At 56.7% G+C, this 25,775-nt stretch carries 33 protein-coding genes; 18 read left to right on the top strand and 15 right to left on the bottom strand.

Features of this window, described 5'->3' with window-relative positions; translation table 11 throughout:
• Positions 1-2: 2 nt before the first annotated feature.
• From AC6CWS_RS11990 to moeA, 3 genes are all read right to left on the bottom strand, one after another.
• Positions 3-902, bottom strand: coding sequence for a glycyl-radical enzyme activating protein (locus AC6CWS_RS11990; RefSeq protein ID WP_065881887.1), 900 nt, complete (start codon positions 900-902; stop codon positions 3-5).
• 156 nt (positions 903-1,058) lie between these two features.
• A complete protein-coding gene (gene moeB, locus AC6CWS_RS11985) occupies positions 1,059-1,814 on the bottom strand; it encodes a molybdopterin-synthase adenylyltransferase MoeB (RefSeq protein WP_065881885.1) in 756 nt (251 codons plus the stop codon).
• Entirely contained in the window at positions 1,814-3,049 is a 1,236-nt protein-coding gene (moeA, locus tag AC6CWS_RS11980) for a molybdopterin molybdotransferase MoeA (protein WP_065881883.1), read from the bottom strand. The genes moeB and moeA overlap by 1 nt, the downstream gene beginning before the upstream one ends.
• 235 nt (positions 3,050-3,284) lie before the next feature.
• On the opposite strand from moeA, the gene iaaA reads away from it, so the two are divergent.
• The 5 genes from iaaA to gsiD all read left to right on the top strand — a co-directional run bounded on the left by iaaA (position 3,285) and on the right by gsiD (position 9,582).
• The gene (gene iaaA / locus AC6CWS_RS11975) at positions 3,285-4,226 is read left to right on the top strand and encodes a beta-aspartyl-peptidase (RefSeq protein WP_023288966.1); all 942 of its coding nucleotides are present in this window, start codon (positions 3,285-3,287) and stop codon (positions 4,224-4,226) included.
• A gap of 16 nt (positions 4,227-4,242) precedes the next feature.
• Positions 4,243-6,102: a glutathione ABC transporter ATP-binding protein GsiA gene (gene gsiA, locus AC6CWS_RS11970; RefSeq protein WP_065881882.1), complete on the top strand. Its 1,860-nt coding sequence runs from the start codon at positions 4,243-4,245 to the stop codon at positions 6,100-6,102.
• A 32-nt stretch (positions 6,103-6,134) separates the two neighbouring features.
• Positions 6,135-7,676 (top strand): glutathione ABC transporter substrate-binding protein GsiB, encoded by a 1,542-nt coding sequence (gene gsiB / locus AC6CWS_RS11965; protein WP_023288968.1) that lies wholly within the window; start codon positions 6,135-6,137, stop codon positions 7,674-7,676.
• 72 nt (positions 7,677-7,748) lie between these two features.
• Entirely contained in the window at positions 7,749-8,669 is a 921-nt protein-coding gene (gsiC, locus tag AC6CWS_RS11960) for a glutathione ABC transporter permease GsiC (protein ID WP_004886274.1), read from the top strand.
• A gap of 1 nt (position 8,670) precedes the next feature.
• Positions 8,671-9,582, top strand: a complete 912-nt coding sequence (gene gsiD / locus AC6CWS_RS11955) for a glutathione ABC transporter permease GsiD (protein WP_065881880.1) — start codon at positions 8,671-8,673, stop codon at positions 9,580-9,582.
• Between the two features lie 801 nt (positions 9,583-10,383).
• Here gsiD and rimO read toward each other — a convergent pair.
• Entirely contained in the window at positions 10,384-11,709 is a 1,326-nt protein-coding gene (gene rimO / locus AC6CWS_RS11950) for a 30S ribosomal protein S12 methylthiotransferase RimO (RefSeq protein WP_004141985.1), read from the bottom strand.
• Between the two features lie 235 nt (positions 11,710-11,944).
• A complete protein-coding gene (locus tag AC6CWS_RS11945; RefSeq protein ID WP_065881879.1) occupies positions 11,945-13,186 on the bottom strand; it encodes an oligosaccharide MFS transporter in 1,242 nt (413 codons plus the stop codon).
• A 371-nt stretch (positions 13,187-13,557) separates the two neighbouring features.
• On the opposite strand from AC6CWS_RS11945, the gene bssR reads away from it, so the two are divergent.
• Both bssR and AC6CWS_RS11935 read left to right on the top strand, forming a co-directional pair.
• On the top strand, positions 13,558-13,941 hold the full coding sequence (bssR, locus tag AC6CWS_RS11940; protein WP_065881878.1) for a biofilm formation regulator BssR: 384 nt from the start codon (positions 13,558-13,560) through the stop codon (positions 13,939-13,941).
• Positions 13,942-14,056: 115 nt separating this feature from the next.
• Positions 14,057-15,166: a PQQ-dependent sugar dehydrogenase gene (locus AC6CWS_RS11935; protein ID WP_065881877.1), complete on the top strand. Its 1,110-nt coding sequence runs from the start codon at positions 14,057-14,059 to the stop codon at positions 15,164-15,166.
• Positions 15,167-15,168: 2 nt separating this feature from the next.
• On the opposite strand, the gene AC6CWS_RS11930 is transcribed toward AC6CWS_RS11935, so the two are convergent.
• From AC6CWS_RS11930 to kil, 8 genes are all read right to left on the bottom strand, one after another.
• Entirely contained in the window at positions 15,169-15,795 is a 627-nt protein-coding gene (locus tag AC6CWS_RS11930) for a glutathione S-transferase family protein (protein ID WP_032455238.1), read from the bottom strand.
• Positions 15,796-15,892: 97 nt separating this feature from the next.
• Positions 15,893-17,179 carry a site-specific integrase gene (locus AC6CWS_RS11925; protein WP_048293365.1) on the bottom strand — a complete coding sequence of 429 codons (1,287 nt, stop codon included), beginning with the start codon at positions 17,177-17,179 and terminating at the stop codon, positions 15,893-15,895.
• Positions 17,179-17,394, bottom strand: a complete 216-nt coding sequence (xisR, locus tag AC6CWS_RS11920) for an excisionase family protein (protein ID WP_023297262.1) — start codon at positions 17,392-17,394, stop codon at positions 17,179-17,181. The genes AC6CWS_RS11925 and xisR overlap by 1 nt, the downstream gene beginning before the upstream one ends.
• An 87-nt stretch (positions 17,395-17,481) precedes the next feature.
• Complete coding sequence (locus tag AC6CWS_RS11915; RefSeq protein ID WP_117243674.1) at positions 17,482-17,826, bottom strand: hypothetical protein; 345 nt, start codon at positions 17,824-17,826, stop codon at positions 17,482-17,484.
• Complete coding sequence (locus AC6CWS_RS11910; protein ID WP_323109524.1) at positions 17,823-18,047, bottom strand: hypothetical protein; 225 nt, start codon at positions 18,045-18,047, stop codon at positions 17,823-17,825. Before AC6CWS_RS11910 ends, AC6CWS_RS11915 begins: the two co-directional genes overlap by 4 nt.
• Entirely contained in the window at positions 18,044-18,271 is a 228-nt protein-coding gene (locus tag AC6CWS_RS11905; protein ID WP_458366351.1) for a ParE family toxin-like protein, read from the bottom strand. Before AC6CWS_RS11905 ends, AC6CWS_RS11910 begins: the two co-directional genes overlap by 4 nt.
• Positions 18,272-18,278: 7 nt before the next feature.
• The gene (locus AC6CWS_RS11900; RefSeq protein WP_123640128.1) at positions 18,279-18,500 is read right to left on the bottom strand and encodes a hypothetical protein; all 222 of its coding nucleotides are present in this window, start codon (positions 18,498-18,500) and stop codon (positions 18,279-18,281) included.
• Between the two features lie 72 nt (positions 18,501-18,572).
• Positions 18,573-18,866: a host cell division inhibitory peptide Kil gene (gene kil, locus AC6CWS_RS11895; protein ID WP_323109523.1), complete on the bottom strand. Its 294-nt coding sequence runs from the start codon at positions 18,864-18,866 to the stop codon at positions 18,573-18,575.
• A gap of 473 nt (positions 18,867-19,339) precedes the next feature.
• Here kil and AC6CWS_RS11890 point away from each other — a divergent pair, with 473 nt between their 5' ends.
• Positions 19,340-19,534 (top strand): hypothetical protein, encoded by a 195-nt coding sequence (locus AC6CWS_RS11890; RefSeq protein WP_074189305.1) that lies wholly within the window; start codon positions 19,340-19,342, stop codon positions 19,532-19,534.
• Here the strand turns inward: AC6CWS_RS11890 and AC6CWS_RS11885 are convergent.
• Both AC6CWS_RS11885 and AC6CWS_RS11880 read right to left on the bottom strand, forming a co-directional pair.
• Positions 19,500-19,718, bottom strand: coding sequence for a hypothetical protein (locus tag AC6CWS_RS11885; RefSeq protein WP_023158874.1), 219 nt, complete (start codon positions 19,716-19,718; stop codon positions 19,500-19,502). The genes AC6CWS_RS11890 and AC6CWS_RS11885 overlap by 35 nt on opposite strands.
• A 172-nt stretch (positions 19,719-19,890) precedes the next feature.
• Complete coding sequence (locus AC6CWS_RS11880; protein WP_064175995.1) at positions 19,891-20,292, bottom strand: helix-turn-helix domain-containing protein; 402 nt, start codon at positions 20,290-20,292, stop codon at positions 19,891-19,893.
• An 85-nt stretch (positions 20,293-20,377) separates the two neighbouring features.
• Here AC6CWS_RS11880 and AC6CWS_RS11875 point away from each other — a divergent pair, with 85 nt between their 5' ends.
• From AC6CWS_RS11875 to AC6CWS_RS11830, 10 genes are all read left to right on the top strand, one after another.
• Positions 20,378-20,650: a transcriptional regulator gene (locus AC6CWS_RS11875; RefSeq protein ID WP_309598408.1), complete on the top strand. Its 273-nt coding sequence runs from the start codon at positions 20,378-20,380 to the stop codon at positions 20,648-20,650.
• Positions 20,650-21,063 (top strand): toxin YdaT family protein, encoded by a 414-nt coding sequence (locus tag AC6CWS_RS11870; RefSeq protein WP_070544645.1) that lies wholly within the window; start codon positions 20,650-20,652, stop codon positions 21,061-21,063. The genes AC6CWS_RS11875 and AC6CWS_RS11870 overlap by 1 nt, the downstream gene beginning before the upstream one ends.
• Positions 21,064-21,328: 265 nt before the next feature.
• Positions 21,329-22,423 carry a phage replication protein O gene (locus tag AC6CWS_RS11865; RefSeq protein WP_065782092.1) on the top strand — a complete coding sequence of 365 codons (1,095 nt, stop codon included), beginning with the start codon at positions 21,329-21,331 and terminating at the stop codon, positions 22,421-22,423.
• A 155-nt stretch (positions 22,424-22,578) separates the two neighbouring features.
• Positions 22,579-22,974, top strand: coding sequence for a hypothetical protein (locus AC6CWS_RS11860; RefSeq protein ID WP_065803146.1), 396 nt, complete (start codon positions 22,579-22,581; stop codon positions 22,972-22,974).
• 213 nt (positions 22,975-23,187) lie between these two features.
• A complete protein-coding gene (locus tag AC6CWS_RS11855; protein WP_323109522.1) occupies positions 23,188-23,979 on the top strand; it encodes a ParB/RepB/Spo0J family partition protein in 792 nt (263 codons plus the stop codon).
• Complete coding sequence (locus AC6CWS_RS11850; RefSeq protein ID WP_131095965.1) at positions 23,972-24,607, top strand: ead/Ea22-like family protein; 636 nt, start codon at positions 23,972-23,974, stop codon at positions 24,605-24,607. The genes AC6CWS_RS11855 and AC6CWS_RS11850 overlap by 8 nt, the downstream gene beginning before the upstream one ends.
• On the top strand, positions 24,607-24,819 hold the full coding sequence (locus AC6CWS_RS11845) for a hypothetical protein (RefSeq protein WP_070544641.1): 213 nt from the start codon (positions 24,607-24,609) through the stop codon (positions 24,817-24,819). Before AC6CWS_RS11850 ends, AC6CWS_RS11845 begins: the two co-directional genes overlap by 1 nt.
• Positions 24,816-25,205 (top strand): hypothetical protein, encoded by a 390-nt coding sequence (locus AC6CWS_RS11840; RefSeq protein WP_070544640.1) that lies wholly within the window; start codon positions 24,816-24,818, stop codon positions 25,203-25,205. The genes AC6CWS_RS11845 and AC6CWS_RS11840 overlap by 4 nt, the downstream gene beginning before the upstream one ends.
• Positions 25,195-25,590, top strand: coding sequence for a hypothetical protein (locus AC6CWS_RS11835; protein WP_070544639.1), 396 nt, complete (start codon positions 25,195-25,197; stop codon positions 25,588-25,590). Before AC6CWS_RS11840 ends, AC6CWS_RS11835 begins: the two co-directional genes overlap by 11 nt.
• Positions 25,591-25,696: 106 nt before the next feature.
• Positions 25,697-25,775 (top strand): hypothetical protein (locus tag AC6CWS_RS11830; RefSeq protein WP_223602338.1); only part of this gene is annotated, 79 nt, incomplete at its 3' end.

The following is a 25,775-nucleotide window of genomic DNA, read 5'->3' as shown; positions in this document are numbered from 1 at the left end:
GGTTATCCTCGTAAGATCGCCGTTAGCCCCTTGCTCCGCGCATAATCCTGCGCAAAGGCGAGCAGCTCGGGAGCATCCAGCGGTTTATCCGGTGCGGTGTAGGGCTGACTGAGTAACTGGTATTTATTCATTCCCAGCGTGTGGTAGGGCAGGAAATGGATCTCTCTGACCCGCAGGCGGTCGGCGGCAAAATCAGTGATGGCGGTAATGTCGGCTTCGCTGGCGTTGAATCCCTGGATTAACGGCACGCGAATAATGATGTTTTTCCCCGCCTGCGCCAGGCGCTGCAGGTTGTCCAGCACCCGGCGGGCGCTGCCGTCGGTCCACTGCCGGAAAACGGCTTCGTCGACGTGCTTCAGGTCGGCGAGAAACAGATCGATGAAGGGTAAAGCCGGCTCAATGTATTTCCACGGGACGTGCAGGCAGGTTTCCACAGCGGTATGGATACCCGCCTGATGGCTGGCCTCCAACAGCGCCTGCGCCAGGGCCGGGTTCATAAAGGGTTCGCCGCCGGAAAGGGTGATGCCGCCGCCGCTGCGATCGTAAAAGGGTTTATCGCGCAGCACCGTCGCCATGATCTCCTCGACGCTCTTCTCCTCGCCGCACACCGTGAGCGCGGTGGTGGGGCAGCAGTCGCGCAGCGCGGCGATATGGCTGTCGTTAACGTGTTGCCGGTGAATGATCAGACCCTCGAGGGTGCGGGTGATAACCGCCGGCGCCGCCTGCTGGCACAGCTCGCAGCCGGCCAGGCACAGGCGCGGGTCATACAGCAGGTCTTCGCTGCGGGCGCGGCTCTCCGGGTTCTGGCACCAGCGGCAGCCCAGCGAGCAGCCTTTCAGGAAGACGACGGTGCGGATCCCTGGGCCGTCATGGGTGGAATAGCGCTGGATATTGAAGATCATGGCTTACCCTCTTGTTTGCGTATGAATATAAAAACACTTTCAAATGAAAGTTATATTGACGCAAATCAACAAGCGGGATGGCGATAATCGCCAGGGGATAGAACAACGGCAGAGGTCACAACTTCACCGGCGACGACCCTCGCCGGCGGCTGAACGTTAGCGCCTACCGCATACCTCGCACTGCGGGTGGCGCATCAGCTTCATTTCACGAAACTGGCAGGTCATGGCGTCGTACATCACGATTTTCCCGCTGGCGGGCGTGCCGTAGCCGGTCAGCAGCTTAATGGCCTCCATCGCCTGCAGGGAACCGATAGTGCCCACCAGCGGGGCCATCACGCCGGCTTCGACGCAGGTGAGGGCGTTTTCGCCAAACAGGCGGCTCAGGCAGCGGTAGCAGGGGTCGCCCTCCTGATACGTGAAGACGCTGATCTGCCCCTCCATACGGATCGCCGCCCCGGAAACCAGCGGGGTTTGGTGGCGGAAGCAGCCGGCGTTGAGCTGGTTACGAATGGTGACGTTGTCGGTGCAGTCGAGCACCAGATCGTGCCCGGCAATCTGCGCCGCCAGCGCCGCTTCGTCCAGTAAGGCATTGAGCGGCGCCAGATGAACGTGCGGATTAATGCGCGCCAGCGCCTCGCGGGCGGAGTCCACCTTCGGCTGGCCGATGGCGGCGTCGCTGTGCAGCGTCTGGCGCTGCAGATTAGAGAGCGAGACGGTGTCGAAATCGAGCAGGGTGAGCTGTCCCACCCCGGCGGCGGCCAGATACTGCGCGGCGGCGCAGCCAAGTCCGCCGAGGCCGACCACCAGCACGCGAGCGGCCTTTAGCCGCTCCTGGCCGTCAAAATCAAAACCGCGCAAAACAATCTGCCGGTTATAGCGCAGCATCTCTTCATCGCTCAGCTCCACGGCCATTACAGCCCCCCAAACAGATGGCTGAACGGTTCGACGTCGACCCATTCGCCCGCTTCAACGTGGCCGCGCTCGCGCTCCAGCACGATAAAGCAGTTGCCGAGGCTGAAAGAGCTGAAAATGTGCGAGCCCTGATGACCGGTGGTGGTCACCACCAGCTCGCCGTCCGGGTTGCGCTGCAGATTACCGCGCTGAAAATCGAGGCGGCCCGGGGACTTTTTCAGCCGCGCGGCGGCCCGCACCCGCAGGCGGGTCGCCTGAAGCGGACCGTGCTTACCGGAGAGCTTCGCCAGCAGCGGCTGTACCAGCTGACAGAAGGTGACGGTGGCGGAAACCGGGTTGCCCGGCAGGCCGCAGAACCAGCTGCTGCTGAGCTTGCCGAAGGCGAAGGGTTTGCCCGGCTTGATCGCCAGCTTCCAGAAGCCGATCTCCCCCAGCTCTTCAAGAATGGTTTTGGTGTAGTCGGCTTCGCCCACCGAGACGCCACCGGAGCTGATGACCACGTCGGCCTGCTGGTCGGCGGCGATAAAGGCCTCACGCAGTTGCGTCGGATCGTCAGGAATAATGCCGAGGTTAATGACCTCGCAGCCCAGCTGTTCGAGCATCAGATGCACCGCCAGGCGGTTGGTATCGTAAATCTGGCCGTCGCCGAGCGGTTGACCCGGCAGCTGCAGCTCATCGCCGGTCGAGAAGACCGCGACGCGAACCTTGCGCACCACCTCGACGTCGGCAATGCCCAGCGAGGCCAGCACCGGCAGCTCGGCTACCGTCAGCGGCGTTCCCGCCGGGAAGACCACCGCGCCGTGGGCGATATCTTCCCCGCGGCGGCGAATATGCTGCCCGGCTTTCACCGGCGCGGTAAAGCGCACGCCGGCGTCGGTCTGTTCGGTCTCTTCCTGCATGACCACCGCGTCGCAGCCCGCAGGCACCGGCGCGCCGGTCATGATGCGGATACAGGTGCCGGTGGGCCAGGCGTCGTGAAACGGCTGGCCGGCAAAGGCCTTCCCGGCGACCGGCAGGGCCGCGCCGTCGTTGAGGTCGCTCAACCGGACGGCATAGCCATCCATCGCCGCGTTATCAAAGCCGGGGACATCCAGCGGGGAGATAATGTCATGGGCGGTGACGCGCGCGAAGGCCTGCAACAGCGGTACAGTTTCCGTCGCGCTCAGCGGCGTAATACGATCGAGCATCTGGGTGAGGGCTGTGTCGAGCGGCATCAGTCCGGCGGTAAAATCCATGGGTCACTCCTGCGGGCAAAACGGCGAAAACGCCTATTATGGCAGAAAAGCGGCGCGGGCTGTATGCCACCTGGGTACGAGGCTTTACATCGCCCGCCGCTCTTTCTATATTCAAAAATTGTATAAGACATTCAGCAATATAATGATATCAATACCCTTATTCCTGACGTGACCGGCGCCGCGACGCGGTTCGACAGGGCGGGGGCTATCCACTTCATCGTTAAGGACTGGCGAAATGGGCAAGGCGGTTATAGCAATTCACGGCGGCGCAGGGGCGATTTCTCGCGCGCAGATGACGCCGGAGCGGGAGCGGGAGTACGTGGCGGCGCTGTCGGCTATCGTCGAAAGCGGGCAGAAAATGTTGGCTGCAGGCGCCAGTGCGCTGGATGCCGTGACCGAGGCCGTCCGTCTGCTGGAGGAGTGTCCGCTGTTTAACGCCGGGATGGGCTCGGTATTTACCCACGATCAAACCCACGAGCTGGACGCCTGCGTGATGGACGGCTACAGCCTGCAGGCGGGGGCGGTGGCCGGGGTCAAACATCTACGTAATCCGGTGCTGGCGGCGCGTCTGGTGCTGGAGGAGAGCCCGCACGTGCTGCTGATCGGCGAGGGGGCGGAAAATTTCGCCTTCTCCCACGGAATGGCGCGCGTCGATAACGATCTCTTTTCCACCCCCGAGCGTCTGCTGCAGCTGCAGGAGGCGAAAGCGGGCGGGGAGATCATCCTTGACCATCACGCCGCTCCGCTCGACGAACGGCAGAAAATGGGCACCGTCGGGGCGGTGGCGCTCGATCTGGCCGGCAATCTGGCGGCGGCGACCTCCACCGGCGGCATGACCAACAAACTGCCCGGACGCGTCGGCGACAGCCCGCTGCCGGGCGCGGGGTGCTACGCCAACAACGCCAGCGTGGCGGTCTCCTGCACCGGCACCGGCGAAGTCTTTATGCGTACCCTGGCGGCCTACGATATCGCCGCCCTGATGGAGTACGGTCAGCTCAGTCTCTATTCCGCCTGCGAGCGGGTGGTGATGGAGAAGCTGCCGGCCCTCGGCGGCAGCGGCGGGCTGATTGCCGTCGATCGCGAAGGCAACGTCGTTTTACCGTTTAACAGCGAAGGCATGTACCGCGCCTGGTGCTATGCCGGCGATACGCCGACCATTGGCATTTATCGCGAATAGAACAAGGGAGAGGAGAGTGCCGCAAACTCACGAAACGGATACCTGCGAAGTACTGGTGGTGCGCAACCTGAACGTGGCGTTCCGCCAGCAGGATGCGCCAGAGGTGCAGGCCGTGCGTCAGCTTTCCTTCAGCCTGCGCCGCGGCGAGACGCTGGCGATTGTCGGGGAGTCCGGTTCGGGAAAATCGGTCACCGCGCTGGCGCTGATGCGTCTGCTTGACGCCGCCAGCAGCGAGGTGAGCAGCGAGGGGCTGTGGCTGCGACGGCGCAACCGGCAGGTGATCGCGCTCAATGAGCAATCGGAGGCCGAAATGCGCCGGGTACGCGGCGCGGATCTGGCGATGATTTTTCAGGAGCCGATGACCTCGCTGAACCCGGTATTCACCATCGGCGAGCAGATCGCCGAATCCCTGCGCCTGCACCAGGGGCTGGAGCGCGAAGAGGCGCTGCGCGCGGCGAAAAAGATGCTCGACCAGGTGCGTATTCCCCAGGCGGAAGAGATGCTCTCACGCTATCCGCACCAGCTCTCCGGCGGTATGCGCCAGCGGGTGATGATCGCCATGGCGCTCTCCTGTCGGCCGGCGGTGCTGATTGCCGACGAGCCGACCACGGCGCTGGATGTCACCATTCAGGCGCAAATTTTGCAACTTATCGCCGTCCTGCAAAAGGAGATGGCGATGGGGGTGATCTTTATCACCCACGACATGGGGGTGGTGGCCGATATCGCCGATCGGGTGCTGGTCATGTATCGCGGCGAGGCGGTGGAGACCGGCAGCGTCGAGGAGATTTTCCGTTCACCGCAGCACCCTTATACGCAGTCGCTGTTGGCGGCGGTACCCCGGCTGGGGGAGATGCGCGGTCAGGATCTGCCGCGCCGCTTCCCGCTACCGGGGCAGCCGCTGGCGGAGACAGAAACGCCAGACACGGTGGTGGCGGGGGAGCCTATTCTGCAGGTGCGCGATCTGGTGGCCCGTTTCCCGGTGCGCGGCGGACTGCTCAATCGCGTGACGCGCGAAGTGCATGCGGTGGAGAAGGTGAGTTTTGATCTCTGGCCGGGAGAGACCCTGTCGCTGGTGGGCGAGTCCGGCTGCGGCAAGTCGACTACCGGCCGGGCGCTGCTGAGGCTGGTTGAGACCCAGGGGGGCACCATTACCTTCGATGGTCAGCGGATCGATACCCTCTCCGGCAGCAAGCTGCAGTCCCTGCGGCGCAATATTCAGTTTATTTTTCAGGACCCTTACGCCTCGCTCGATCCGCGCCAGACGGTCGGCGATTCGATTATGGAGCCGCTGCGGGTGCATGGCCTGCTGGACAGGGAGGCGGCGCGCGAGCGGGTCGCCTGGCTGCTAAAGCGCGTGGGGCTGCAGCCGGAGCATGCCTGGCGCTACCCCCACGCCTTTTCCGGCGGCCAGCGGCAGCGGATCTGCATTGCCCGCGCGCTGGCGCTTAATCCGAAGGTGGTGATTGCCGATGAGTCGGTGTCGGCCCTGGATGTCTCCATTCGGGCGCAGATTATCAATCTGATGCTCGACCTGCAGCGCGAAATGGGCATCGCGTTTCTGTTTATTTCCCATGATATGGCGGTGGTGGAGCGCATCAGCCACCGCGTGGCGGTGATGTATCGCGGCCGGATTGTCGAAATCGGCCCGCGCCGCGCGGTGTTTGAAAACCCGCAGCACCCCTATACCCGTAAGCTCATGGCCGCCGTACCGGTGGCCGACCCGGCCTACCGTCATCCGCAACGGGTCCTGCTGTCAGATGACGTTCCGGGCAATATTTATAAGCGGGGCGAGGAGATCGCCAGCCCGCCATTGCAGCAGGTTGGGCCGGGCCACTTCGTCGCCCGCGACGCCGCCGATGTGCTGGGCAGAGCATAACAACACATAACGCACCTTTTCAGGAGAACACGATGACACAACCTGTTTCACGCAAATGGTGGCTGGCGCTGAGTATCGCGGCTGCCCTGGCGAGCGCCCCCGCTTTTGCCGCCAAAGATGTGGTGGTGGCGGTCGGGTCTAACTTCACGACGCTCGACCCCTATGATGCCAACGATACCCTGTCGCAGGCGGTGGCGAAGTCCTTTTATCAAGGCCTGTTCGGCCTTGATAAAGAGATGAAGCTGCAAAATGTCCTTGCCGAGAGCTACACCGTGTCGCCGGATGGCCTGGTGTACACCATCAAGCTGCACAGCGGGGTGAAATTCCAGGATGGCACCGACTTTAACGCCGAGGCGGTCAAGGCTAACCTCGACCGCGCCAGCAACCCGGAAAACCATCTTAAGCGCTATAACCTGTATAAAAATATCGCCAGCACCGAGGCGGTCGATCCAACCACGGTGAAAATTACCCTCAAGCAGCCGTTCTCGGCGTTTATTAATATTCTCGCCCATCCGGCGACGGCGATGATTTCGCCGGCGGCGCTGAAAAAATATGGCAAAGATATCGGCTTCCACCCGGTGGGCACCGGGCCGTATAAGCTCGATACCTGGAACCAGACCGACTTCGTGAAGGTCAGCAAGTTCGATGGCTACTGGCAGCCGGGGCTGCCGAAGCTGGATTCCATTACCTGGCGACCGGTGGTCGATAACAATACCCGGGCGGCGATGCTGCAGACCGGCGAGGCGCAGTTCGCCTTCCCGATCCCCTATGAGCAGGCGCCGCTGCTGGCAAAAAACAGCAAACTGGAGCTGGTGGCCAGTCCGTCGATCATGCAGCGTTACATCAGCATGAACGTGACGCAGAAGCCGTTCGATAATCCGAAGGTGCGCGAAGCGATCAACTACGCCATCAACCGCCAGGCGCTGGTCAAGGTGGCGTTTGCCGGCTATGCCACCCCGGCGACCGGCGTGGTGCCGCCGTCGATTGCCTACGCCCAGAGCTATCCCGCGTGGCCTTACGATCCGGCGAAAGCGCGCCAGCTGCTGAAAGAGGCCGGCTACCCCAACGGGTTTAGCACGACGCTGTGGTCGTCACATAACCACAGCACCGCGCAGAAAGTGCTGCAGTTTACCCAGCAGCAGCTGGCGCAGGTGGGCATTAAGGCGCAGGTGACGGCGATGGACGCCGGTCAGCGAGCGGCGGAAGTGGAAGGTAAAGGGCAGAAAGAGAGCGGGGTACGGATGTTCTATACCGGCTGGTCCGCCTCCACTGGCGAAGCCGACTGGGCGCTGTCGCCGCTGTTTGCTTCCCAAAACTGGCCGCCGACCCTGTTCAACACCGCCTTTTACAGCAACCCGCAGGTGGATAGCGCGCTGAGCGAGGCGCTGAAAACCACCGATCCGCAAGAGAAAACCAAACTCTATAAGGCGGCGCAGGATATTATCTGGAAAGAGTCGCCGTGGGTGCCGCTGGTGGTGGAGAAACTGGTCTCTGCCCACAGCAAGAATCTCACCGGCTTCTATATCCAGCCGGACACCGGCTTTAGCTTCGAACAGGCAGATTTAACACCGTGAAGGTCGAGATGATGCCCTCCGGCACGGGTGGGAGGAGGGCGGTTTTTCCGCGGGGCGGGGGGTGGAGGTACGATGCTCAACTATGTGATTAAGCGCCTGCTGGGGCTGATCCCCACCCTGCTAATCGTCGCGGTGCTGGTGTTTCTCTTCGTCCATATGCTGCCCGGCGATCCGGCGCGGCTGATTGCCGGACCGGAAGCCGACGCCCAGGTGGTGGCGATGGTGCGCCAGCAGCTGGGGCTTGACCAGCCGCTGCACGTCCAGTTTTGGCACTACATCACCAACGTGCTGCGCGGCGATTTTGGCATGTCCATGGCCTCGCGGCGTCCCGTTGCCAGTGAGATAGCCAGCCGCTTTATGCCCACCCTGTGGCTGACGCTGGCCAGCATGAGCTGGGCGGTGCTGTTTGGCATGGCGGCGGGGATCGCGGCGGCGGTGTGGCGCAATCGCTGGCCTGACCGTCTGGGAATGGCGCTGGCGGTGAGCGGCATTTCGTTTCCGGCTTTTGCCCTCGGCATGCTGCTGATGCAGGTGTTTTCGGTTGAGCTGGGCTGGCTGCCGACGGTGGGGGCCGACAGCTGGCGGCACTATATTTTGCCGTCGTTGACCCTTGGCGCGGCGGTGGCGGCGGTGATGGCGCGCTTTACCCGCGCGTCGTTCGTCGATGTGCTGCATGAAGACTATATGCGTACCGCCCGGGCGAAAGGGGTGAGCGAAACGCGGGTGGTGCTCAAGCATGGTCTGCGCAATGCGATGATCCCGGTCGTCACCATGATGGGGCTGCAGTTCGGCTTTCTGCTCGGCGGCTCGATCGTCGTGGAGAAGGTCTTCAACTGGCCGGGGCTGGGGCGACTGCTGGTCGATTCGGTAGAAATGCGCGATTACCCGGTGATTCAGGCGGAAGTGCTGCTCTTTTCGCTGGAGTTTATTCTTATCAATTTAGTGGTGGATGTGCTGTACGCGGCCATAAACCCGGCTATCAGGTATAAGTAAGGTGCGATTGCTTAACTGGAGAAGGCAGGTGGCGCTGAACGCCATGCCGGGCATCAGGCCCGGCGAGATCCATACCCCCTGGCATGAGTTCTGGCGGCGCTTTCGGCGTCAGCCGGTGGCCATGGGCGCCGGTATTTTTGTGCTGTTGCTGATTGCGGTGGCCATCGTCGCCCCATGGATAGCGCCGTACGATGCGGAAAATTATTTCGACTATGACCGGCTTAACGAGGGGCCTTCGCTGGTGCACTGGTTCGGCGTCGACTCGCTGGGGCGCGATATTTTCAGCCGGGTGCTGGTGGGCGCGCAGATCTCGCTGGCCGCCGGGGTGCTGGCGGTGCTGATTGGCGCGGCTATCGGCACGGTGCTTGGGCTGCTGGCCGGCTACTATGAGGGCTGGTGGGACCGGCTGATTATGCGTCTGTGCGACGTGCTGTTCGCCTTTCCGGGGATCCTGCTGGCGATCGCGGTGGTCGCCGTCATGGGCAGCGGGATGGCCAACGTGATTATCGCCGTGGCGATCTTCTCGATCCCGGCCTTCGCCCGGCTGGTGCGCGGCAACACCCTGGTATTAAAGCAGCAGACTTTTATTGAATCGGCGCGCAGCATTGGCGCCAGCGATGCCACCATCCTCTTCCACCACATCCTGCCGGGGACGGTGTCGTCAATCGTGGTTTATTTCACCATGCGCATTGGGGTATCGATTATTTCGGCGGCCAGTCTGTCGTTTCTCGGCCTCGGCGCGCAGCCGCCCACGCCGGAGTGGGGTGCCATGCTCAACGAGGCGCGGGCGGATATGGTGATGTCTCCGCACGTGGCGCTGTTTCCGGCGGTGGCGATTTTCTTGACCGTGCTGGCGTTTAATCTGCTGGGAGATGGCCTGCGCGATGCGCTGGATCCGAAGTTAAAGGGGTAGGGGACGTCGGGTGACGGTCTGGCGCACGACGGGGGGATAAGCTGCATCGGTTGCCACTTTCTCATCCGGGAAAAGCGTTTATCACGTGTGGCGTCAGCGCACATTGCGCTCCCGGTTAATTTTCTGCGTTATGTCAATCATGGCGCAGGGAGCGCACAGGGGGCGGCCAGTCGCCGCCGCCCCCTGTACCCCCGGGCTCCGGCCAGCAAAATCGCCACTGCGTGGTGCCTTCGACTTATCCCTGCAGGCTTCGGGTCGGGCCGAGGCAGCGTCCGTGCAAAACACGGCCCTCAGCCCGCATCCATGCGGGCTGCCCCGGCCTTCCGGGAACGTCTCAGCGATTTTGAGGCCGCCAGCACCGGCAGTTTCAGCAAGGCTGGTGAATAAATTAACGACAGGTCGTAAGAACGTAGGCCGGGTCAGGCGTAGCCGCCACGCGGCATAAAAGTGGCTCCGTGCCTGCTGTCATCGCCCGGTGGCGCTGCGCTTACCGGGCCTACGAGGTATGAGCCTGTGAGAGGACCCCGTAGGCCGGGTCAGGCGGAGCCGCCACCCGGCATAAAAGTGGCTCCGTGCCTGCTGTCATCGCCCGGTGGCGCTGCGCTTACCGGGCCTACGATGTGTCAGCCTGTGAGAGGACCCTCCAGGCCGGGTAAGGCGCAGCCGCCACCCGGCAAAATAACGGCGCAACAGGGTTGCCTGGAAGGTAATCAATGCTGCGCTTGCCGGGCCTGGGGGGGGGAGCCTACGGGTGGACCCCCAGTCAGGGGAATGCGATAAGCCGCTATCCGGGAAGCTGGACTAGACCCGGGTTCCCCACAGATCGTATTCGTCGGCGTGCTCGACTTTCACCCGCACCACGTCACCCGGCTTAACGCGGGTTTCGCCGTTCAGGTAGACCGCGCCGTCGATTTCCGGGGCGTCGGCCATGCTGCGGCCAATGGCGCCTTCTTCATCCACTTCATCCACCAGCACCAGGATTTCGCGGCCCACTTTTTCCTGCAGACGCTCGGCAGAGATCTGCTGCTGCAGCTGCATAAAGCGGTTCCAGCGCTCCTCTTTCACCTCTTCCGGCACCTGGTCCGCCAGCTCATTGGCGGTGGCGCCTTCAACCGGGCTGTACTTGAAGCAGCCGACGCGGTCGAGACGCGCCTCTTTCAGGAAGTCGAGCAGCATCTGGAAATCTTCTTCCGTTTCGCCCGGGAAGCCCACGATAAAGGTGGAGCGCAGGGTCAGATCCGGGCAGATTTCACGCCACTGCTTGATGCGCGCCAGCTGACGGTCCGCGGATCCTGGACGCTTCATCAGCTTCAGGATACGCGGGCTGGCGTGCTGCAGCGGAATATCGAGGTACGGCAGAATTTTGCCTTCCGCCATCAGCGGGATCACATCGTCGACGTGCGGGTACGGGTAGACATAGTGCAGGCGCACCCAGATGCCGAGCTTCGCCAGCTCTTCGCACAGGCTGACCATGCTGGTCTTCACCGGCATACCGTTGTGGAAACCGGTGCGGTGCTTGACGTCGACGCCGTAGGCGGAGGTGTCCTGCGAAATCACCAGCAGCTCTTTCACGCCAGCGTCAGCGAGGCGTTTGGCTTCCGCCAGCACTTCGCCAATCGGACGGCTCACCAGATCGCCGCGCATGGACGGAATAATGCAGAAGGTGCAGCGATGGTTGCAGCCTTCGGAAATTTTTAAGTAGGCGTAGTGGCGCGGCGTCAGCTTAACGCCCTGTTCCGGCACCAGGCTCAGGAACGGGTTGTGCTTCGGCTTTGGCGTATAGTGGTGGACGTGCTCCAGCACCTGCTCATAGCTGTGCGGACCGGTGATCTCCAGCACCTTCGGGTGCACTTCGCGGATCTGATCCTCTTTTGCGCCGAGACAGCCGGTGACGATCACCTTACCGTTCTCTTTCAACGCTTCGCCGATCGCTTCCAGCGATTCCTGCACAGCGCTGTCGATAAAGCCGCAGGTGTTAACGATCACCATATCGGCGTTGTCGTAGGTAGGTACGACGTCATAACCTTCGGTGCGCAGTTCGGTCAGGATACGCTCTGAGTCCACGAGGTTTTTCGGGCAGCCCAGGGAGACGAAGCCGATTTTCGGCTGGTGCGTGACATTGCTCATAGCTTAAAAAGTGTTCAATTATTGGAATGGTCAGGGCAGGAATTCTACAGATCTTTGCGAAAAAGAGTATAGCTCCGTCACGGTTAATGGTGAAAAAGCGCACCCAACCCTGCCTTTCACGACCCTGCCGCTACAGCGGATCCCGCACGCCCCGGGGCAGAGGGGCGGGAAACGCTTCCGGCACGCCGTGCGCGCGGGCGGCGACTCATGCCCGGCGTTGCTGCCGGGCAGAGACTTATTGCGCCGGGGTGACGGCTCCGGAGGGGGCGATGCCGGGCTTTTTCGGCTCGCGCTTATCCTGCAGCGTGAAGACAGAGATCAGAGTAAAGAGCCCGGCGATGCCGCCGAGGATCAGATAGGTGTCGGCGAAGCCAATGGTATCGTACAGATAGCCTGCCAGCGGCGAGTAGATGGCGGTGGCGATCGAGGCGACAAACAGCACCAGTAAATAGACTGTTGAAGAGAGCTTGTGGTCGAAGTTGGCGGCGATGAATTTAAAGACCGACACCAGAATTAACGGTTTCTCCAGGGCATGCATCATTTTTACTGCGCCAATCCACACCGGGCCGAGAGGCACCGCCGAGCCAGCAATACGTACCGACATGATCAGCCCGGCAATGATCAGCGCCCATTTGGCGCCGGTCCGGTTAACAAACCACGGCATCAGGCATAAGAACAGCGTTTCGCCGCACACCTGAATGGAGGCGAGGATCCCATACCAGCGGTTGCCTTCCTCCGGCGTCGGGAACTGCAGCGAGAAGTACTGGGCAAATTGCTGATCGTAGGTGTCATAAATCTGCGTGACGAACAGGGTAAAGATCAGCAGCATCCAGAACTGGCGGTTCTTCGCCAGCTCAAGGGCATGGGAGACCTTCAGCGATTCGCTTCGCGCCACATCGGCGTCAGTTAATTCGATTTTGGTCAGCATAAAGCAGACGGCGGCGATGACGATGGCGAGGCTGGCGAGCCAGAAGGCCAGATTGGGATGGCTGTCGATATATTTACCGACGATCCAGGCCGCGGCCGCCCAGCCTAACGAGCCCCACATCCGCACCCGACCGTATTCGAACTGGTAGCGGCGGGAAATCTTATCGATATAAGAGTCGATCACCCCGCAGCCGGAGTTAAAGATGATCCCCAGATAGATGCCCCCCAGCAGCGCGCCAATCCAGAAGCTGTGCATCAGCAGCGGCGCGTAAACGTAGATAAAGAAGGGGCCTACCGGCAGGAGCAGCGCCACCAGCAGCCAGATAAGGCGTTTTTTCAGGCCGAACTTGTCGGAGATAAAGCCGAAGAAAGGCTGCATCAGCAGGGCGATAAAGGCGTTGACCGAATAGAGCAGGCCGGTTTTCGTGGCGCTGATGCCAAGATGCTGGGTGGTCCAGATGACAAAGAAAGCCATGGTCGACGACCAGGCGAACAGGTAGAGGAAATCGAAAAGACTTAACAGAAGGTAGTTTCTTTTACCGGGCGTCATGGTTCAGTTCCTTGCAAATGGGCAGAGAGATTATCAGCGAACCGCGGTCGCTGTTTTTATTAAATGTTATACGTATTACATTAATGATTTGTTATGGCATCCTGACTGGCGATCGTGCAATAGCGCCAGCAATATAATGTGATCATTGCAGCACTATTTTGGCCTTTTTATGGCGGCGAATGCGAATTGATTTCTTTATGAAATTAAATGTGATCGTATAACATAATCTTTGTTATATACCTGACAAAGCGGCAAGGTTGTTACATTGTAAAGGGTGTTAAAGGCTTGGGAATAATTGACCTGGCGCATCATTTTGTACAAAAAATAACCGTATTATGGATGAGGTAAAGGACGACAGAGGAGGAACCGTGATGAGCGTTGACAGACTATACCGCCACCTTTTGCAGAAGCTCATTAACGCCAATATCGATATTGACGCCTATCTGCAGCTGCGAAAGGCCAAAGGCTACATGTCAGTCAGCGAAAATGACCATCTGCGTGAAAACTTGTTTGAGCTTTGCCGTGAAATGCGTGCCCAGGCGCCGCGCCTGCAGAATGTCATTTCACCGGAGGAGAGGGATGCCCTTCGTTTGGCCGGCGAGTCCGTCGCCGCCGCTGCAGTATGCCTGATGAGCGGACATCATGATTGTCCGCTGTACATCGCTGTTAACGTAGAGAAGCTAGAACGCTGTCTGACAGGATTGACTTCAAATATTCATAAATTGAATAAATTGTCGCCAATCCCTCATGCCTGATCGGCTGAAACCCAGGGGAAGTGGACGCTTCCCCTGTTAAAGGTTATGTAAAAATCCCCGCGCAAATTTCCCCGCTGGCTACCCTTTAGCGCAGAGCTGACGAAAGGAGAATGCCATGCGTCCGATCCCGCTGCTGTTGCTATTAAGCGCCCTGTCGCTGCCGGCCCTGAGCCAGGCCGCGGTGCGGGTGGAAGTATTGCAGAACCGGCTGGCCCATCCGTGGAGCCTGGCGTTTCTCCCCGGCGACCAGGGCATGTTGATTACTCTGCGCGGCGGCGAGCTCAAGCGCTGGCAGCCGGGTAAAGGCTTGTCGGCGCCGATAGCCGGCGTGCCGCAGGTGTGGGCCAACGGCCAGGGAGGCTTACTGGACGTGGCGCTGGCCCCGGATTTCGCGCAGTCGCGGCGGGTGTGGCTAAGCTATGCGGAGAGCGACGCCAGCGGCAAAGCGGGCACCGCGGTGGGCTACGGGCAGTTGAGCCAGGATGCCACGCAGCTGACGAACTTCACCGTGGTGTTTCGCCAGCAGCCGAAACTCTCCGTCGGCAATCATTTTGGCGGCCGGCTGGTGTTCGACGGCAAAGGGCATCTGTTTATTGGCCTCGGGGAGAACAATCAGCGTCCCACCGCTCAGGATCTCGGCAAGCTGCAGGGAAAAGTGGTCCGTCTGACGGAGACCGGGGGCGTTCCGCCGGATAATCCCTTTGTTGGCCGGGCCGACGTGAGGCCGGAGATCTGGGCATACGGCATCCGCAATCCGCAGGGTATGGCGATGAATCCGTGGAGCGGTGCGCTGTGGCTGAACGAGCATGGCCCGCGCGGCGGGGATGAAATTAATATCCCGCAGGCGGGAAAAAACTACGGCTGGCCGCTGGCGACGCACGGCATTAACTACAGCGGCCTGCCCATTCCGGAGGCCAGGGGCAAGACGGTGCCGGGGACCGAGCCTCCCCTGTATGTCTGGCCGGTCTCACCGGGAGTGAGCGGGATGGCCTTTTACGCGGCGCAGACCTTTCCCCAGTGGCAACATAAGCTGTTTATCGGCGCGCTGAAGGAGACGTCGCTGATTGTTCTGGCGGTGGACGGCAATCAGGTCCATGAGGAGGGGCGCCTGCTGGAGGCGCGCGGGAAACGGATCCGCGACGTCCGCGTGGGACCCGACGGCTATCTGTATGTGTTAACCGACGAGTCTAACGGCGAGCTATTGCGGCTGAGTCCGGAGAGTTAATTTCAGGTGACCGGGATCTGCACCACTTCGCGCCAGGCCGGACGCTGGCTAATCTGCTGATACCAGCGCTGCAGATGGGGACGCGGTTGCCAGCTGTCGAGGATCGACAGCAGGTTGTAGACGAAGGGGGCGACGGCAATATCGCCAAGGCCGAACTGCTCGCCGGAGAGCCACGGCGTTTTCGCCAGCTCGTCATCCAGCATGGCGAACAGCGCTTCGCAGGCGCTGATCCCCGCAGCGATGGCCGCCGGGTCGCGTTGCTCCGGCGGCGTCCTCACCAGGCCCATTAACACCGGGCGATGGGCGGGAGAGAGGGTGCCGTTGGACCAGTCCATCCACTTATCGCCTTGCGCGCGCTGCGCCGGCGCGGCCAGCCACAGACGGTCAGCGCCATACTGGGCGGCAAGGTAGCGAATAATCGTATTTGATTCCCACAACACCACCCCGGTGGCATCGTCCTTTAACAGCGGCACCAGCCCGTTGGGGTTCATCGCCAGATATTCCGGGTCATGATTGAGACCAAACTCCAGCCCGGCGAGGATCTGCTCATACGGCAGATCCAGCTCCTCCAGCACCCAGCGCACTTTCTTCACGTTGGTCGAGTTATTACGTCCCCACAGTGTAATCATTTTCGCTCCTGAGTTTGTTTCACTGCCGTTGCAGCGCGATCGGCGATCATGTTGGGATAAAGTTAATATTCCGGCAAGCATTTTTATTTTGCTGAAATCAAACGTTTTTTATACCAACTACCTTGCGTTTGGGGCACCCTTGGGACACAACGTCAGAAAAACTGCTATTCAGCATTTCCACCTGGTTGCGGTCCATCTCTCCGATCCACTTCGAGTAAATCTCATAAACCATCTTCGCGTTCTCGTGACCCATCTGTCCGGCGATAAACGACGGGTTAGCACCGGCAGTTAATAACCAGCACGCAAAAGTGTGGCGCGACTGGTAAGGGCGCCTGTTCCTGATTCCTGCCTTCTTTAATCCTGCTTCCCAACTATACCCCAGAGACTGAGATCCGTAATACTTCGTTTCCCCGCGCCAGTTTTTGGGCGGGATAAACACGAACCGCAGTTTTTGTTGTTCAGTTAAACCATGTTCGCGGTGATGGAAGGTGATTTCGGTTTTGCTTAATGCGCCAGTTAGCTTGAATTGCTCACGTAAAGCGTTCAGCGCAGGCTCAAGCAGGGTTACAGTTCTGATCCCCGCTTCGGTTTTAGGTGGCACAAACAGTCCCTCATTGGTCTGATTACGCCTGACGTGAAGCTCACCCTTATCAAGGTCCACATCTTCCCAGGCTAAAGCTGTAAGCTCTCCATGCCGAAGGCCGGTAAAGACAGCTGTAGTCCAGAGTAAAACATAACGAGGAGATAGCGCTTTTATAAAACCTTCGAACTCACTCTGGAGAAGCGGATCCGGGTCTCTCCTGGAGCGCTTGAGCATCTTTATACCTTCGTGCGGGGTATGCTCGATAAAACCGCTCAGGTTAGCCAGTTTGAGCAACGCAGTCAGGTTGTTCATCAGGCCGTTGACCGTGGATACAGCACGACCTTTTCTTTTTAACCAGGGCGCATGATCGCTAAAGGTGTTTCCCGTCAACAGCAAGTTTCTGTAATTCAACAGATCGGTATGCTGAATATCTGCAATATGCGTATTACTTCCGACGATAGCGCAAAGTGTTGCTATTCGTGATTCTGCGCCTCTGTATGATGCAGCTGAAACCTCAAGCTTTTTGGCATCAAGATAAACTTTGCATAATTCACCAAAGGTTTTAACTTTTTGTGTCGTGGTAAATTTTTTAATCGCTTTTGATTCAGGAAAATGCTCTGCATAGTCAAACTTCCCCTGCTGAATCTCACTTACTATTAAAGCACGGAGGTTACCAGCCTTTCGTATATTGCTATTTGATACAGTCCAGCCCCGCAAAACTTCGCGGCACCGTATGCCGCGATATAGAAAGCTAATTCTTATTCCCTTCCCATGCAGCTCTACGCCAGCTGGCATATTCATTATGTTTCCCCGACAAGCCTATTAATCCTGGTGTAGTTGTAGAGAAGAGTTACCCTTCCTTCTGAAGCTTCGGGGTCAGGTGAGTGCTTCTTATAATGAACCCCCTCAATCCATCTCCCCTCCCGGTAAGATTTAATTTGCCGGGGAGTCATATACATCTTCGCTACAATTCCCTTTTCCATCACCCATTCATCTTCTTGAGTAATATCGGCCATAAATAACCTCATGGCCGGGAAACTATAATCAGTTCCCCGGTTTAATGTTGATTATTGGAAATCAGTTTAGTATTGATACTCGATATTTCAGTCGTTCCATGCTTCAAGTTCGTTCTCGATCTCTTCGTCGATTTCGTCGTTGGTAGCGTCTTCGTCCAGGTAGTCACGCGCTTCTTTCAGGTACTGCTCATGGCGCTCCCGATACCATGCCGAAAATTCTGGCGTCCATCCGTTCGGCTCACCGTCATAGTCAACTTTGGCGTTACGTTCAGCCATGCTCTCGACCATGCTGTATGCTGTGGTAAGCGCTGCTTCGCGGATATATCCACGGAGGTCGCTTTTGCGCCAGTACGGATTAACTTTTGAATCGCAGACGGGTTTAAACTCAACTTCCCAGCGGCGGATACAACGCGCGTTTAATGATTTGCTCATCGTGATGCCTCCGCTTTAATCGCTTTATACGCACGCAGTACGTGAGAGGGTTTACCGATAATTACCGTTTTTAAAACAAAGAAACCGCTACGCTTAGCACGAACGGAAGGAGCAAGAAATAGCGCCGTATCAACAGCACGGTTGTGAAGGCGGAATTCGAAAACCGTGCTGGTAATCGTGGCGGTAGCAATTACACCTTTATCGTTAAATTCTATTTTCATGATTGAGCTTTCCTGTCTTTAAGTTGGTTGTATTTTTCATGGCTCATAATTTCCCAGCAGGTACCGTTATTGTGGGATAATAAGCGCCATTTTCTGCCAATCTTTAAACTTAAATTCCCGCATTTGATTCGGCATGGCTTTATATCTCCCTTGCTGTACAAGCTCAGAACATGCGATGCCTTTTCATTTACATGCGATGGAATACGGTTGGATGTGATTATCATCCGTCACCTACCAGCGCTTGTGGGCAAGGTGTCCGGGGCGTGATGGTAAGGTTTTACGAAACGAGGAAGCAGCAGCGGAGAGAGCGATTTTCTGCTTTTCTTTCTCATTGCATACCGGGCAGAAATAAAAGTCTCTCCGATAAGCACCCCTGCCAGATGGACGATATTGCAGCTCATCGCGAGCAAAAGAACCGCCGCAACCATGACAGTGCAACTTTAATTCTTCCATTTATCTATCTCCGGTTAAATTTAAAGTGTGTTCATACCTGCCAGTTAAGGCATTAAATAAAAAATGATGGTATTAGTAAGAAACTTCTGTGTTTATTTTGTAACGTGCATTGCCAGAGTCTGCGTTAACAGAAACCAAATCGCCATACATGTCATAATTCAAAATGACATCATTTAATTTCAGGGCTGAGAGAGATTCTTCGCGACTGCAAAACATAAAATCTTCTGCGTGCTTTGCTTTCTCAAAAATATCTTTCATAGACGAAAAAGCTTCGGCCCACATTTCACCATTGCCAATAAATTGCGCAATAGCCAGCTTGCTTTGTGCTGCTTTAAAAGCTGGGTTGCCATGTAATAAATTAGCCATGGAACACCCCTTTGATATACATAATTTCGACAGCCAGCCCACCCCAGAAAACTAATCCGATGGCCAGCGCGATTACCAAGGAACGAATGCCGTTTTTGCTCATTTGTTACTCCAGAATGGGAAGCTGATAACGACAACTACAGCCAAAAACAAGGCAACCTTTATACAGAACCGGTGCCATGCAGGAACTTCATGTTCGCGGATCATTTGCTACCCTCACTGTCATGTGAATTTGAGTACCAACAGACCTTGCAATGCAGTGCCGGGTGCCTCCCGGTGATACCAGCCAGTTAACAACTGGTATCGGCAGCTTTCTTTCCACCCCACTTCGGGAAACAAGTGGTACTGCTTTAACTGAACCGCGTGCGCATAGCCGCATTCACTGCATTGCAAGGTCTGTTATTTGCCTGTCTTTTCACCACTTCAGGCTCGGTGGTATGCTGGAGTTCTCACACAACCAGCAAAGGTAAATCATGAATAAAGATGATAAGGCTTGGCTTTTGGCCGTTGTTTACGCATCAACTCAACCCAAAGAAATCACCCCTGAAGAGTTCCTTTCTGAAGTCGACCGCTCTGAGGTTGATTTTCTCTCCCTGCTTACAAAGCGTGAGGAAGAGGAAAGTGCGAAAGCGATCAAGACTTGGGAGCAACTAGGCTCTTCAAACTAATTGCTGAGATAGCGGCTTCAACTACGGTTGTGGCTGCTTCTTTCACTTCATCCTTGGTTCGCCTGTCCCTCACCTTTTCAGCCACCACCACAAGAACGGTAGGTAAAACCTTCTCAATAATCAGCATGGCAACGTCTTTGCTGCACAGTTGGCCGTTAATCACCACCAGATCTTTGCTTTCCATATTCACCTCGTTAGTTAGCCCTTATCGCCGGGTAGCGGAACGTTTAACCTATCGCACCGTTGTGTCGATGTACTTATGGTGAGCTACAGGCTAAATAAAATCAACCAAAAGATAAGTCAAAGGCTAAAAAAATACCGCCAATCGGCGGCATTCTTTTGAAATTGAAGTGAATTTATTTTTCTCTGGTAGTCGGATCTACGTTGTCAGAGTAAAAATCTTTGAGTTTTTGTAGCCGCATTTGGAATGCAGCCAGCATGTTGCGCCTCTCGATAGGCGGCAATTCGCGGAAAACTTCAATAAGTGCAATTTCGTCTTCAGTGTATGTCCCGCCGAGTTCCTCTGCTCCTGTAAGTATCCATGAGAGCGAGGTTTTAGCGGCCTTGGCTAGCTTGGCTGCTGACTCCTTGCTTATGGTTTCCCTCTTAAACCAGTTGGTTACAGAGGTAGGACTAACTCCCGCAATCCGAGCCATTTCTGTGCGAGACCAATGATTCACTTTCATCAGCTCATCAAGTCTTGCGGCAAGCGTGCTTTGTGGCTTTGAGCCTGATTCATGCTGGGTTTCTGTCTTCATAGCAACAATTGTAAGCCACTGGCTAACACATTAATAATTTCTTGTTGTTGATTTTTTTTAGCTATTAGCTCAATATAATTGCACAATGGCTAAAAGAGAGGTTCACATGTCAGGTCTTGATAAGGCAATTACAGCTGCAGGTGGCAAACGTCGGCTTGCACTTGCCTTGAACATTAAACCGTCGTCGCTGAGTCGATGGATCCATAAGTACCAGGGGCAAGTTCCACCAAAGCGCGTAATTCAGGTTTACGAGGCAACTGGAATTACTCCGCATGAGTTGCGTCCTGATCTTCACCCAAACCCAACCAGTGGCCTTCCTGAGAATGATACGGCTACAGCACAGAAGGAGTCTGATTGATGGAAATCAAACACGAGCACGTTGAAATGGTTCTGCTGGCCTGGGCTGCAGAAGTTGGTCAGGCGTTCGCGGCAAATGCTATCGCTGAGGAATATGCACGTATTGGCGGTAATCAACTGCGCCTGGTTCCGGGGAAAACCTGGAGTAACCAGCAGAACATTTTCCACCGCTGGTTGAAAGGTGAGACCGAACTACAGCGCGAGAAAATCCGTTTGCTGCTTCCGGCAATCCTGCGTGTTCTGCCGCGTGAAATCCGTCATCGCTTGAGCATCTTCGACACCATTGAGCGCCGGGCGCTGCTTGCGGCTCAGCACGCTATTGGAACGGCAATTGATGCTCACGATGACGCTATTGAAGCCGTCTACAGCAAGGCTTATCAGCCTGGAGCTGTTGAAGTGCCGAAGTACCACTGATTCCGGAGGTGGCTATGTGTAACCAGTCTGCTGCTGAATTGATTGCACGCCTTAAAAAGGCTTATCCGTCGTATGTGCCATCCGAAGGGGATTGCGCAAGTAACGGGATACCCAAGGCGGGAGCACGCTTTCAGCACAGACACAAGGGGCACATGGTGACGGTACTCACGGCAACTGAGAAAGACGTTTCCTATCGGAGAGACTGCGGAACTGTTGGCTGGATGGGGTTACGTGAGTTTTTACGGCTACACAATGAGGTTTTGGTATGAGCAATCAGGTCTTTGAAATTGTTCAGGCCATGTCAGGGCAGGGGAACTGCATAACGATTCCCGGCCCGTATCTGGATTTCTTTGCAGGAGACAGGCAGCAGCATTTGCTGGCAGCGATTCTCAACCAACTGGTGTTCTGGTCGGGTAAGTCGAGTCTGGATGATGGCTGGTTTTACAAGGAGCATGCGGCGCTTGCGAAAGAGGTACGCGCTAAAGATGGCGATGTTGTCCGAAAAGCGATGTTCAAAATTACGGATCAGTACCTGTCAGGCGTCATCGAAGAAGAGCTTCGCCAGGTCGGTGGAACACCCATAAAGCATTACCGAATTGACCAGGAAGCGCTGATTTCACGGATATTCCCGCAAATACTGGATTCGGCTCAAGAGCCGAATGGGAATAAGTCACTGAAAGTAATGGAAACGGCTTATAAGCCGAATGCAATCGGCGCAAAAGCCGAATCGAAGCAAGTTACTGAAAATAATGGAAACGGCTCTCAAGCCGAATGCATTCGTCCCAAGAGCCGAATGGAAACGGCTCATGAGCCGAATCCTGGAAACGGCTCTCAAGCCGAATCCTATCTCTATACAGATCTTAAAAACAGATCATTACATACAGATCATAAAAACCACGCGGGAGAGATTTCTCCTGTGGATAACTTTTCTGAATCGACTCAAAAAACTGTCATCCCGGAAGCAGTCATTCCTGACGCTACCGAAGCCAGTAACCTGGCTACCGATGACGATTTCGACCTCGCTACGTGGTTCTGGTCGACCATCATCGAGCTGTACGAACGCGCAGCAGAGTTCGACGGCACTCTGGCAAAACCGAGAGAGCCGAACTTCTCAGCCTGGGCGCAAGAAATTTGCATGCTGCGCCAGGAGCACGGCTGCAGCCATGACCAAATCCGCACCATGATTGAGCGCATTCAGCGCGATCAGTTCTGGTGCTCCCGAGTTCAATCCGTGAAAACCCTACGCAGCAAATGGCAGGAGCTGGCTCTGAAGTTATGCCCGGCAAACCTGGCAACCGGCAGCTCGTTCGGTGTGAGCAGCAAACTGGATACCGACATCCCGAAAGGTTTCCGGGGATAGGTGTTTTACATGAAAACGACGATATCGAAGAAAACGCAACACAACGCATTCTGAGACGTTTTTATTTTAACCCTATGGGTTGGGGTTGGTTGTAGTGGTTAGTCTTCACTGCGGTCGATTCCGGCACACCATTTCTGATTATGAGAGTGAATCTGATGGAAAAAATTACTGACGTGCTGAAAGAGCTGGAGAAGGTCACCTGCCGTGAGCTGGCTGTTTATTTCGACCTGACAGCACCTGAAATGCTGGCCCGCCTGATGGTGCTGGAGCGCGAAGGCAAAGCGCAAAACCTGAATGGCTACTGGATGCCGGGTGGAAGTACCGAGCCCGTAGCGGTAACCAGCAAACTCACAGCGCTGGATATCAAACTGCTCCAGTCTGTGCCGGTTGGCGTCTGGTTTGAGTGGCAGTCCCTGGCTGGTTTCGTTGATCGCCCTCGCTACCGCTGTGAACGTCTGGTGGCCGCCGGGTTTATGAATTCGAAGGTTACTAACCCAGCTAATCCGCACCACGGCACTAAATTCCAGAAAATCCGCGAGGTGACCCGGTGATGCGAGAGATACCTGATTGCCCGGTCTGTGGTTCAGCTGCGGAGTTTTATTTTCGGGATTACCAGGCTGGCGCCTGTTCGGGGGCCCTGAGATGCCCTTACGGACATCTCCGCGTACAGGATAGCTACTGGGCTGGTGGCAAGAGCAAATCGAAAATCCGGCTGATTGAAAAATGGTCTCAGCAGGTCGAACAGAAAAAAGGTGAAGTGAAAAATGGCTAAAGACTCAAAGCTTGTATACGGCGCCAGTGGCAAAACGAACGTTTTGACGTTCGAACCTGAAAACCTGCACCTGGTTACCGACAAAACGCACCCGCTTTACGATGAGCGTATCCACCTGCCTATCAGCGAGGCAATGGTGCTGAACATCATGGACCAGGGCGTTCTTGAGCCGATTATCGTCTGGAAAGACCCGGAGACAGGGCTGTCTTGTGTAGTCGATGGTCGCCAGCGTGTGCGCCATACACTGGAAGCCAACAAGCGTCTGTCGAAAGAGGGCAAAGAACCGTTACTGGTTCCGGCAGTCGCTAAACGTGGCTCTGCCGTTCGCATGGCGCAGGCGATGGTAAGTGCTAACGAAATCCGCCAGGCAGATACGCCACTGGGCCGAGCAAAGAAAATGGCTGATGCGCTAGAACGCGGGCACGACGAGGACGATTTAGCGCTGATGTTTGGCGTGAGTGTCCAGACCGTACGCGCAACGCTGTCACTGCTGGATGCCACCCAGGCTGTTCGCGATGCAGTGGAGTCCGGAACGGTCACCGTTACCCAGGCGCGTCAGCTGGCATCGCTTAAACCTGAAGAGCAGCGGGAGAAGGTCTCTGAAATCAAAGCGGCAACTGCTGGCACAACCGGCCACGAAAAAGCCCGTCGGCAGCGCCAGATTCTCGGTGAAGCAAAACCACGTCTGAAAACCCGTAAAGAAATCACAAAAGCCCTCGAAGGTGCCACTGGCGATTATGCTGCGGCTCTGCGCTGGGTGCTTGGGGAGGCCAGCCATGACTGATATCAACGAACTGGCGCAGAGCCTGAAAGCGGCGGCAGAGAAGGCCACTCAGGGGGACTGGAGAGCATTCCAATACCACGACGGTCGTTGTGGTATTGGCGGAGGCCATAACGCTGAAATTATGGTGTGTGAGCACATCAGCAAAGAACGCCCGCATGATGCTATGTTCATCGCCCTGGCTAACCCTGCCAACGTTCTCGCGCTGGTAGAGGCGCTGGAGAAGGCGCAGCAGGCGCCGAGTATGCCATTAGGACTTCACCCGGATACGCAGAAGCTGGTTGCCGACTTCTGCACTGCCATAGCAGATAAGCTGTACAAGGCCCAATTAAAATACGGCTACGACACAGACTGGAAACAGGATGGGTGGCCAAGTCAATGCCAGGCGCACTTTCACCAGCATATCGCCAAAGGCGACCCGCGCGACGTTGCCGCTTATTGCGCCTTCATGTGGTGGCACGGCTGGAGCACTAAGCCTCCTGAAGGTCTGGAATCCCGCACCGTCACCGTGAAGTTGCCGGACTATAGGAATACTTACAAATCCCCATTAGCTGATGAAGTTGAGCATCAAGTGCGATTGGCGCTTGAGTTGTTCTCGTCTGCCGCTGGCATCAAGGTGGAGGCTGAGTGATGGGAATAACTGAAGGATTTTGCGCCGATTTGTATTGCGACTGTGATGGTTGTCAGTCAGGGAAAATCCATCCGCAGGGGCAGGCTGATTTTATTGGCCGGAATATGACCGACATTTCTCAGCAGGCGCGCAAAGCTGGCTGGCGCATCAGCAAAGACCGCCAGCGCTGCTATGCGCCGGGCCACAAAATTTCACGGGGAGCCAATCAATGACCAGCAAATTAACCAGAGAGCAGCTGGAAGAATGGGTTACACAATTTGATGAAGATGGCGGCTGCGATGCCACTGACAGGCAATTAGAGGCTCTCATTCGTCAATCGCTGGCCGCAATGGACAGCGAGCCAGTGGCTTACATCTTCAAGCATCCAGCAGGACGGTTGTTCTGGTCGCTGACGGATGAAAGTAACAAGGGTCACGATGATGTCATGCCGGTCTACGCCAGGCCGCAGCCAGCGCCGGAGGAATGGACTATTGCTGATGCCGTGAAGTTTTGCAAAGAAACTGGTAGGCAAGATGCCGGATCTGCAATGGACGCCTGGAACGCCTGCCGCGCCGCCATGCTCGCAGCCGCCCAGCAGGAGGTGCCAGATGGAAAATGACAGCGACAACGTCATCACTCTGGTGCAGCCAAAGCGCGACGAAGAGAAGCTACTTAACATCACCGTAACCGACAGAAAGGACTACAGGCAGCAACACTGCAAGCATAAAGCCGTAGAGGTCGATGAGAAGGGTCGGGTCATTCTGTGCCTGCAATGCAGCTGCGCTGTTGACCCTTTCCAGTACGTTCTACAGTGCGCGACTGATGGCGAGGCTGTGGTGAGAGAGATTCAGCAGCTTCATAACCGTCGTGATGAGTTGCGCGAGGCCGTCGCCAACCTCGAACGCGAAGAGAAAAACGCAAAGGCCCGCTTGCGCTCAGCCAGGACCGCAATTCTCTTTGCAGAGAACGACCTGAAAAACACAGAGCAAGGGACAAAACAATAAAACGCAAACGCGCTATTTGTTATCAACAAATCACAGGTTTGTATTTATGCGAATGATAACCAGAAAGAAACCGGGGCTTTGTTGAATAAATCGAACTTTTGCTAAGTTGAAGGATCAGATCACGCATCTTCCCGACAACGCAGACCGTTCCGTGGCAAAGCAAAAGTTCAAAATCACCAACTGGC

The sequence above is a fragment of the Klebsiella sp. M041 genome (assembly GCF_059759695.1).
This window is presented reverse-complemented; position numbering and strand designations above follow the sequence as displayed.

Excerpts from the sequence above, each read along its gene's own strand:
- AC6CWS_RS11990 (WP_065881887.1), bottom strand. The coding sequence starts at position 902 with ATGATCTTCAATATCCAGCGCTATTCCACCCATGACGGCCCAGGGATC.
- moeB (WP_065881885.1), bottom strand. The coding sequence starts at position 1,814 with ATGGCCGTGGAGCTGAGCGATGAAGAGATGCTGCGCTATAACCGGCAG.
- moeA (WP_065881883.1), bottom strand. The coding sequence starts at position 3,049 with ATGGATTTTACCGCCGGACTGATGCCGCTCGACACAGCCCTCACCCAG.
- iaaA (WP_023288966.1), top strand. The coding sequence starts at position 3,285 with ATGGGCAAGGCGGTTATAGCAATTCACGGCGGCGCAGGGGCGATTTCT.
- gsiB (WP_023288968.1), top strand. The coding sequence starts at position 6,135 with ATGACACAACCTGTTTCACGCAAATGGTGGCTGGCGCTGAGTATCGCG.
- gsiC (WP_004886274.1), top strand. The coding sequence starts at position 7,749 with ATGCTCAACTATGTGATTAAGCGCCTGCTGGGGCTGATCCCCACCCTG.
- rimO (WP_004141985.1), bottom strand. The coding sequence starts at position 11,709 with ATGAGCAATGTCACGCACCAGCCGAAAATCGGCTTCGTCTCCCTGGGC.
- AC6CWS_RS11945 (WP_065881879.1), bottom strand. The coding sequence starts at position 13,186 with ATGACGCCCGGTAAAAGAAACTACCTTCTGTTAAGTCTTTTCGATTTC.
- bssR (WP_065881878.1), top strand. The coding sequence starts at position 13,558 with ATGAGCGTTGACAGACTATACCGCCACCTTTTGCAGAAGCTCATTAAC.
- AC6CWS_RS11935 (WP_065881877.1), top strand. The coding sequence starts at position 14,057 with ATGCGTCCGATCCCGCTGCTGTTGCTATTAAGCGCCCTGTCGCTGCCG.
- AC6CWS_RS11930 (WP_032455238.1), bottom strand. The coding sequence starts at position 15,795 with ATGATTACACTGTGGGGACGTAATAACTCGACCAACGTGAAGAAAGTG.
- AC6CWS_RS11925 (WP_048293365.1), bottom strand. The coding sequence starts at position 17,179 with ATGAATATGCCAGCTGGCGTAGAGCTGCATGGGAAGGGAATAAGAATT.
- xisR (WP_023297262.1), bottom strand. The coding sequence starts at position 17,394 with ATGGCCGATATTACTCAAGAAGATGAATGGGTGATGGAAAAGGGAATT.
- AC6CWS_RS11915 (WP_117243674.1), bottom strand. The coding sequence starts at position 17,826 with ATGAGCAAATCATTAAACGCGCGTTGTATCCGCCGCTGGGAAGTTGAG.
- AC6CWS_RS11910 (WP_323109524.1), bottom strand. The coding sequence starts at position 18,047 with ATGAAAATAGAATTTAACGATAAAGGTGTAATTGCTACCGCCACGATT.
- AC6CWS_RS11905 (WP_458366351.1), bottom strand. The coding sequence starts at position 18,271 with ATGATAATCACATCCAACCGTATTCCATCGCATGTAAATGAAAAGGCA.
- AC6CWS_RS11900 (WP_123640128.1), bottom strand. The coding sequence starts at position 18,500 with ATGGAAGAATTAAAGTTGCACTGTCATGGTTGCGGCGGTTCTTTTGCT.
- kil (WP_323109523.1), bottom strand. The coding sequence starts at position 18,866 with ATGGCTAATTTATTACATGGCAACCCAGCTTTTAAAGCAGCACAAAGC.
- AC6CWS_RS11890 (WP_074189305.1), top strand. The coding sequence starts at position 19,340 with ATGAATAAAGATGATAAGGCTTGGCTTTTGGCCGTTGTTTACGCATCA.
- AC6CWS_RS11885 (WP_023158874.1), bottom strand. The coding sequence starts at position 19,718 with ATGGAAAGCAAAGATCTGGTGGTGATTAACGGCCAACTGTGCAGCAAA.
- AC6CWS_RS11880 (WP_064175995.1), bottom strand. The coding sequence starts at position 20,292 with ATGAAGACAGAAACCCAGCATGAATCAGGCTCAAAGCCACAAAGCACG.
- AC6CWS_RS11875 (WP_309598408.1), top strand. The coding sequence starts at position 20,378 with ATGGCTAAAAGAGAGGTTCACATGTCAGGTCTTGATAAGGCAATTACA.
- AC6CWS_RS11870 (WP_070544645.1), top strand. The coding sequence starts at position 20,650 with ATGGAAATCAAACACGAGCACGTTGAAATGGTTCTGCTGGCCTGGGCT.
- AC6CWS_RS11865 (WP_065782092.1), top strand. The coding sequence starts at position 21,329 with ATGAGCAATCAGGTCTTTGAAATTGTTCAGGCCATGTCAGGGCAGGGG.
- AC6CWS_RS11860 (WP_065803146.1), top strand. The coding sequence starts at position 22,579 with ATGGAAAAAATTACTGACGTGCTGAAAGAGCTGGAGAAGGTCACCTGC.
- AC6CWS_RS11855 (WP_323109522.1), top strand. The coding sequence starts at position 23,188 with ATGGCTAAAGACTCAAAGCTTGTATACGGCGCCAGTGGCAAAACGAAC.
- AC6CWS_RS11850 (WP_131095965.1), top strand. The coding sequence starts at position 23,972 with ATGACTGATATCAACGAACTGGCGCAGAGCCTGAAAGCGGCGGCAGAG.
- AC6CWS_RS11845 (WP_070544641.1), top strand. The coding sequence starts at position 24,607 with ATGGGAATAACTGAAGGATTTTGCGCCGATTTGTATTGCGACTGTGAT.
- AC6CWS_RS11840 (WP_070544640.1), top strand. The coding sequence starts at position 24,816 with ATGACCAGCAAATTAACCAGAGAGCAGCTGGAAGAATGGGTTACACAA.
- AC6CWS_RS11835 (WP_070544639.1), top strand. The coding sequence starts at position 25,195 with ATGGAAAATGACAGCGACAACGTCATCACTCTGGTGCAGCCAAAGCGC.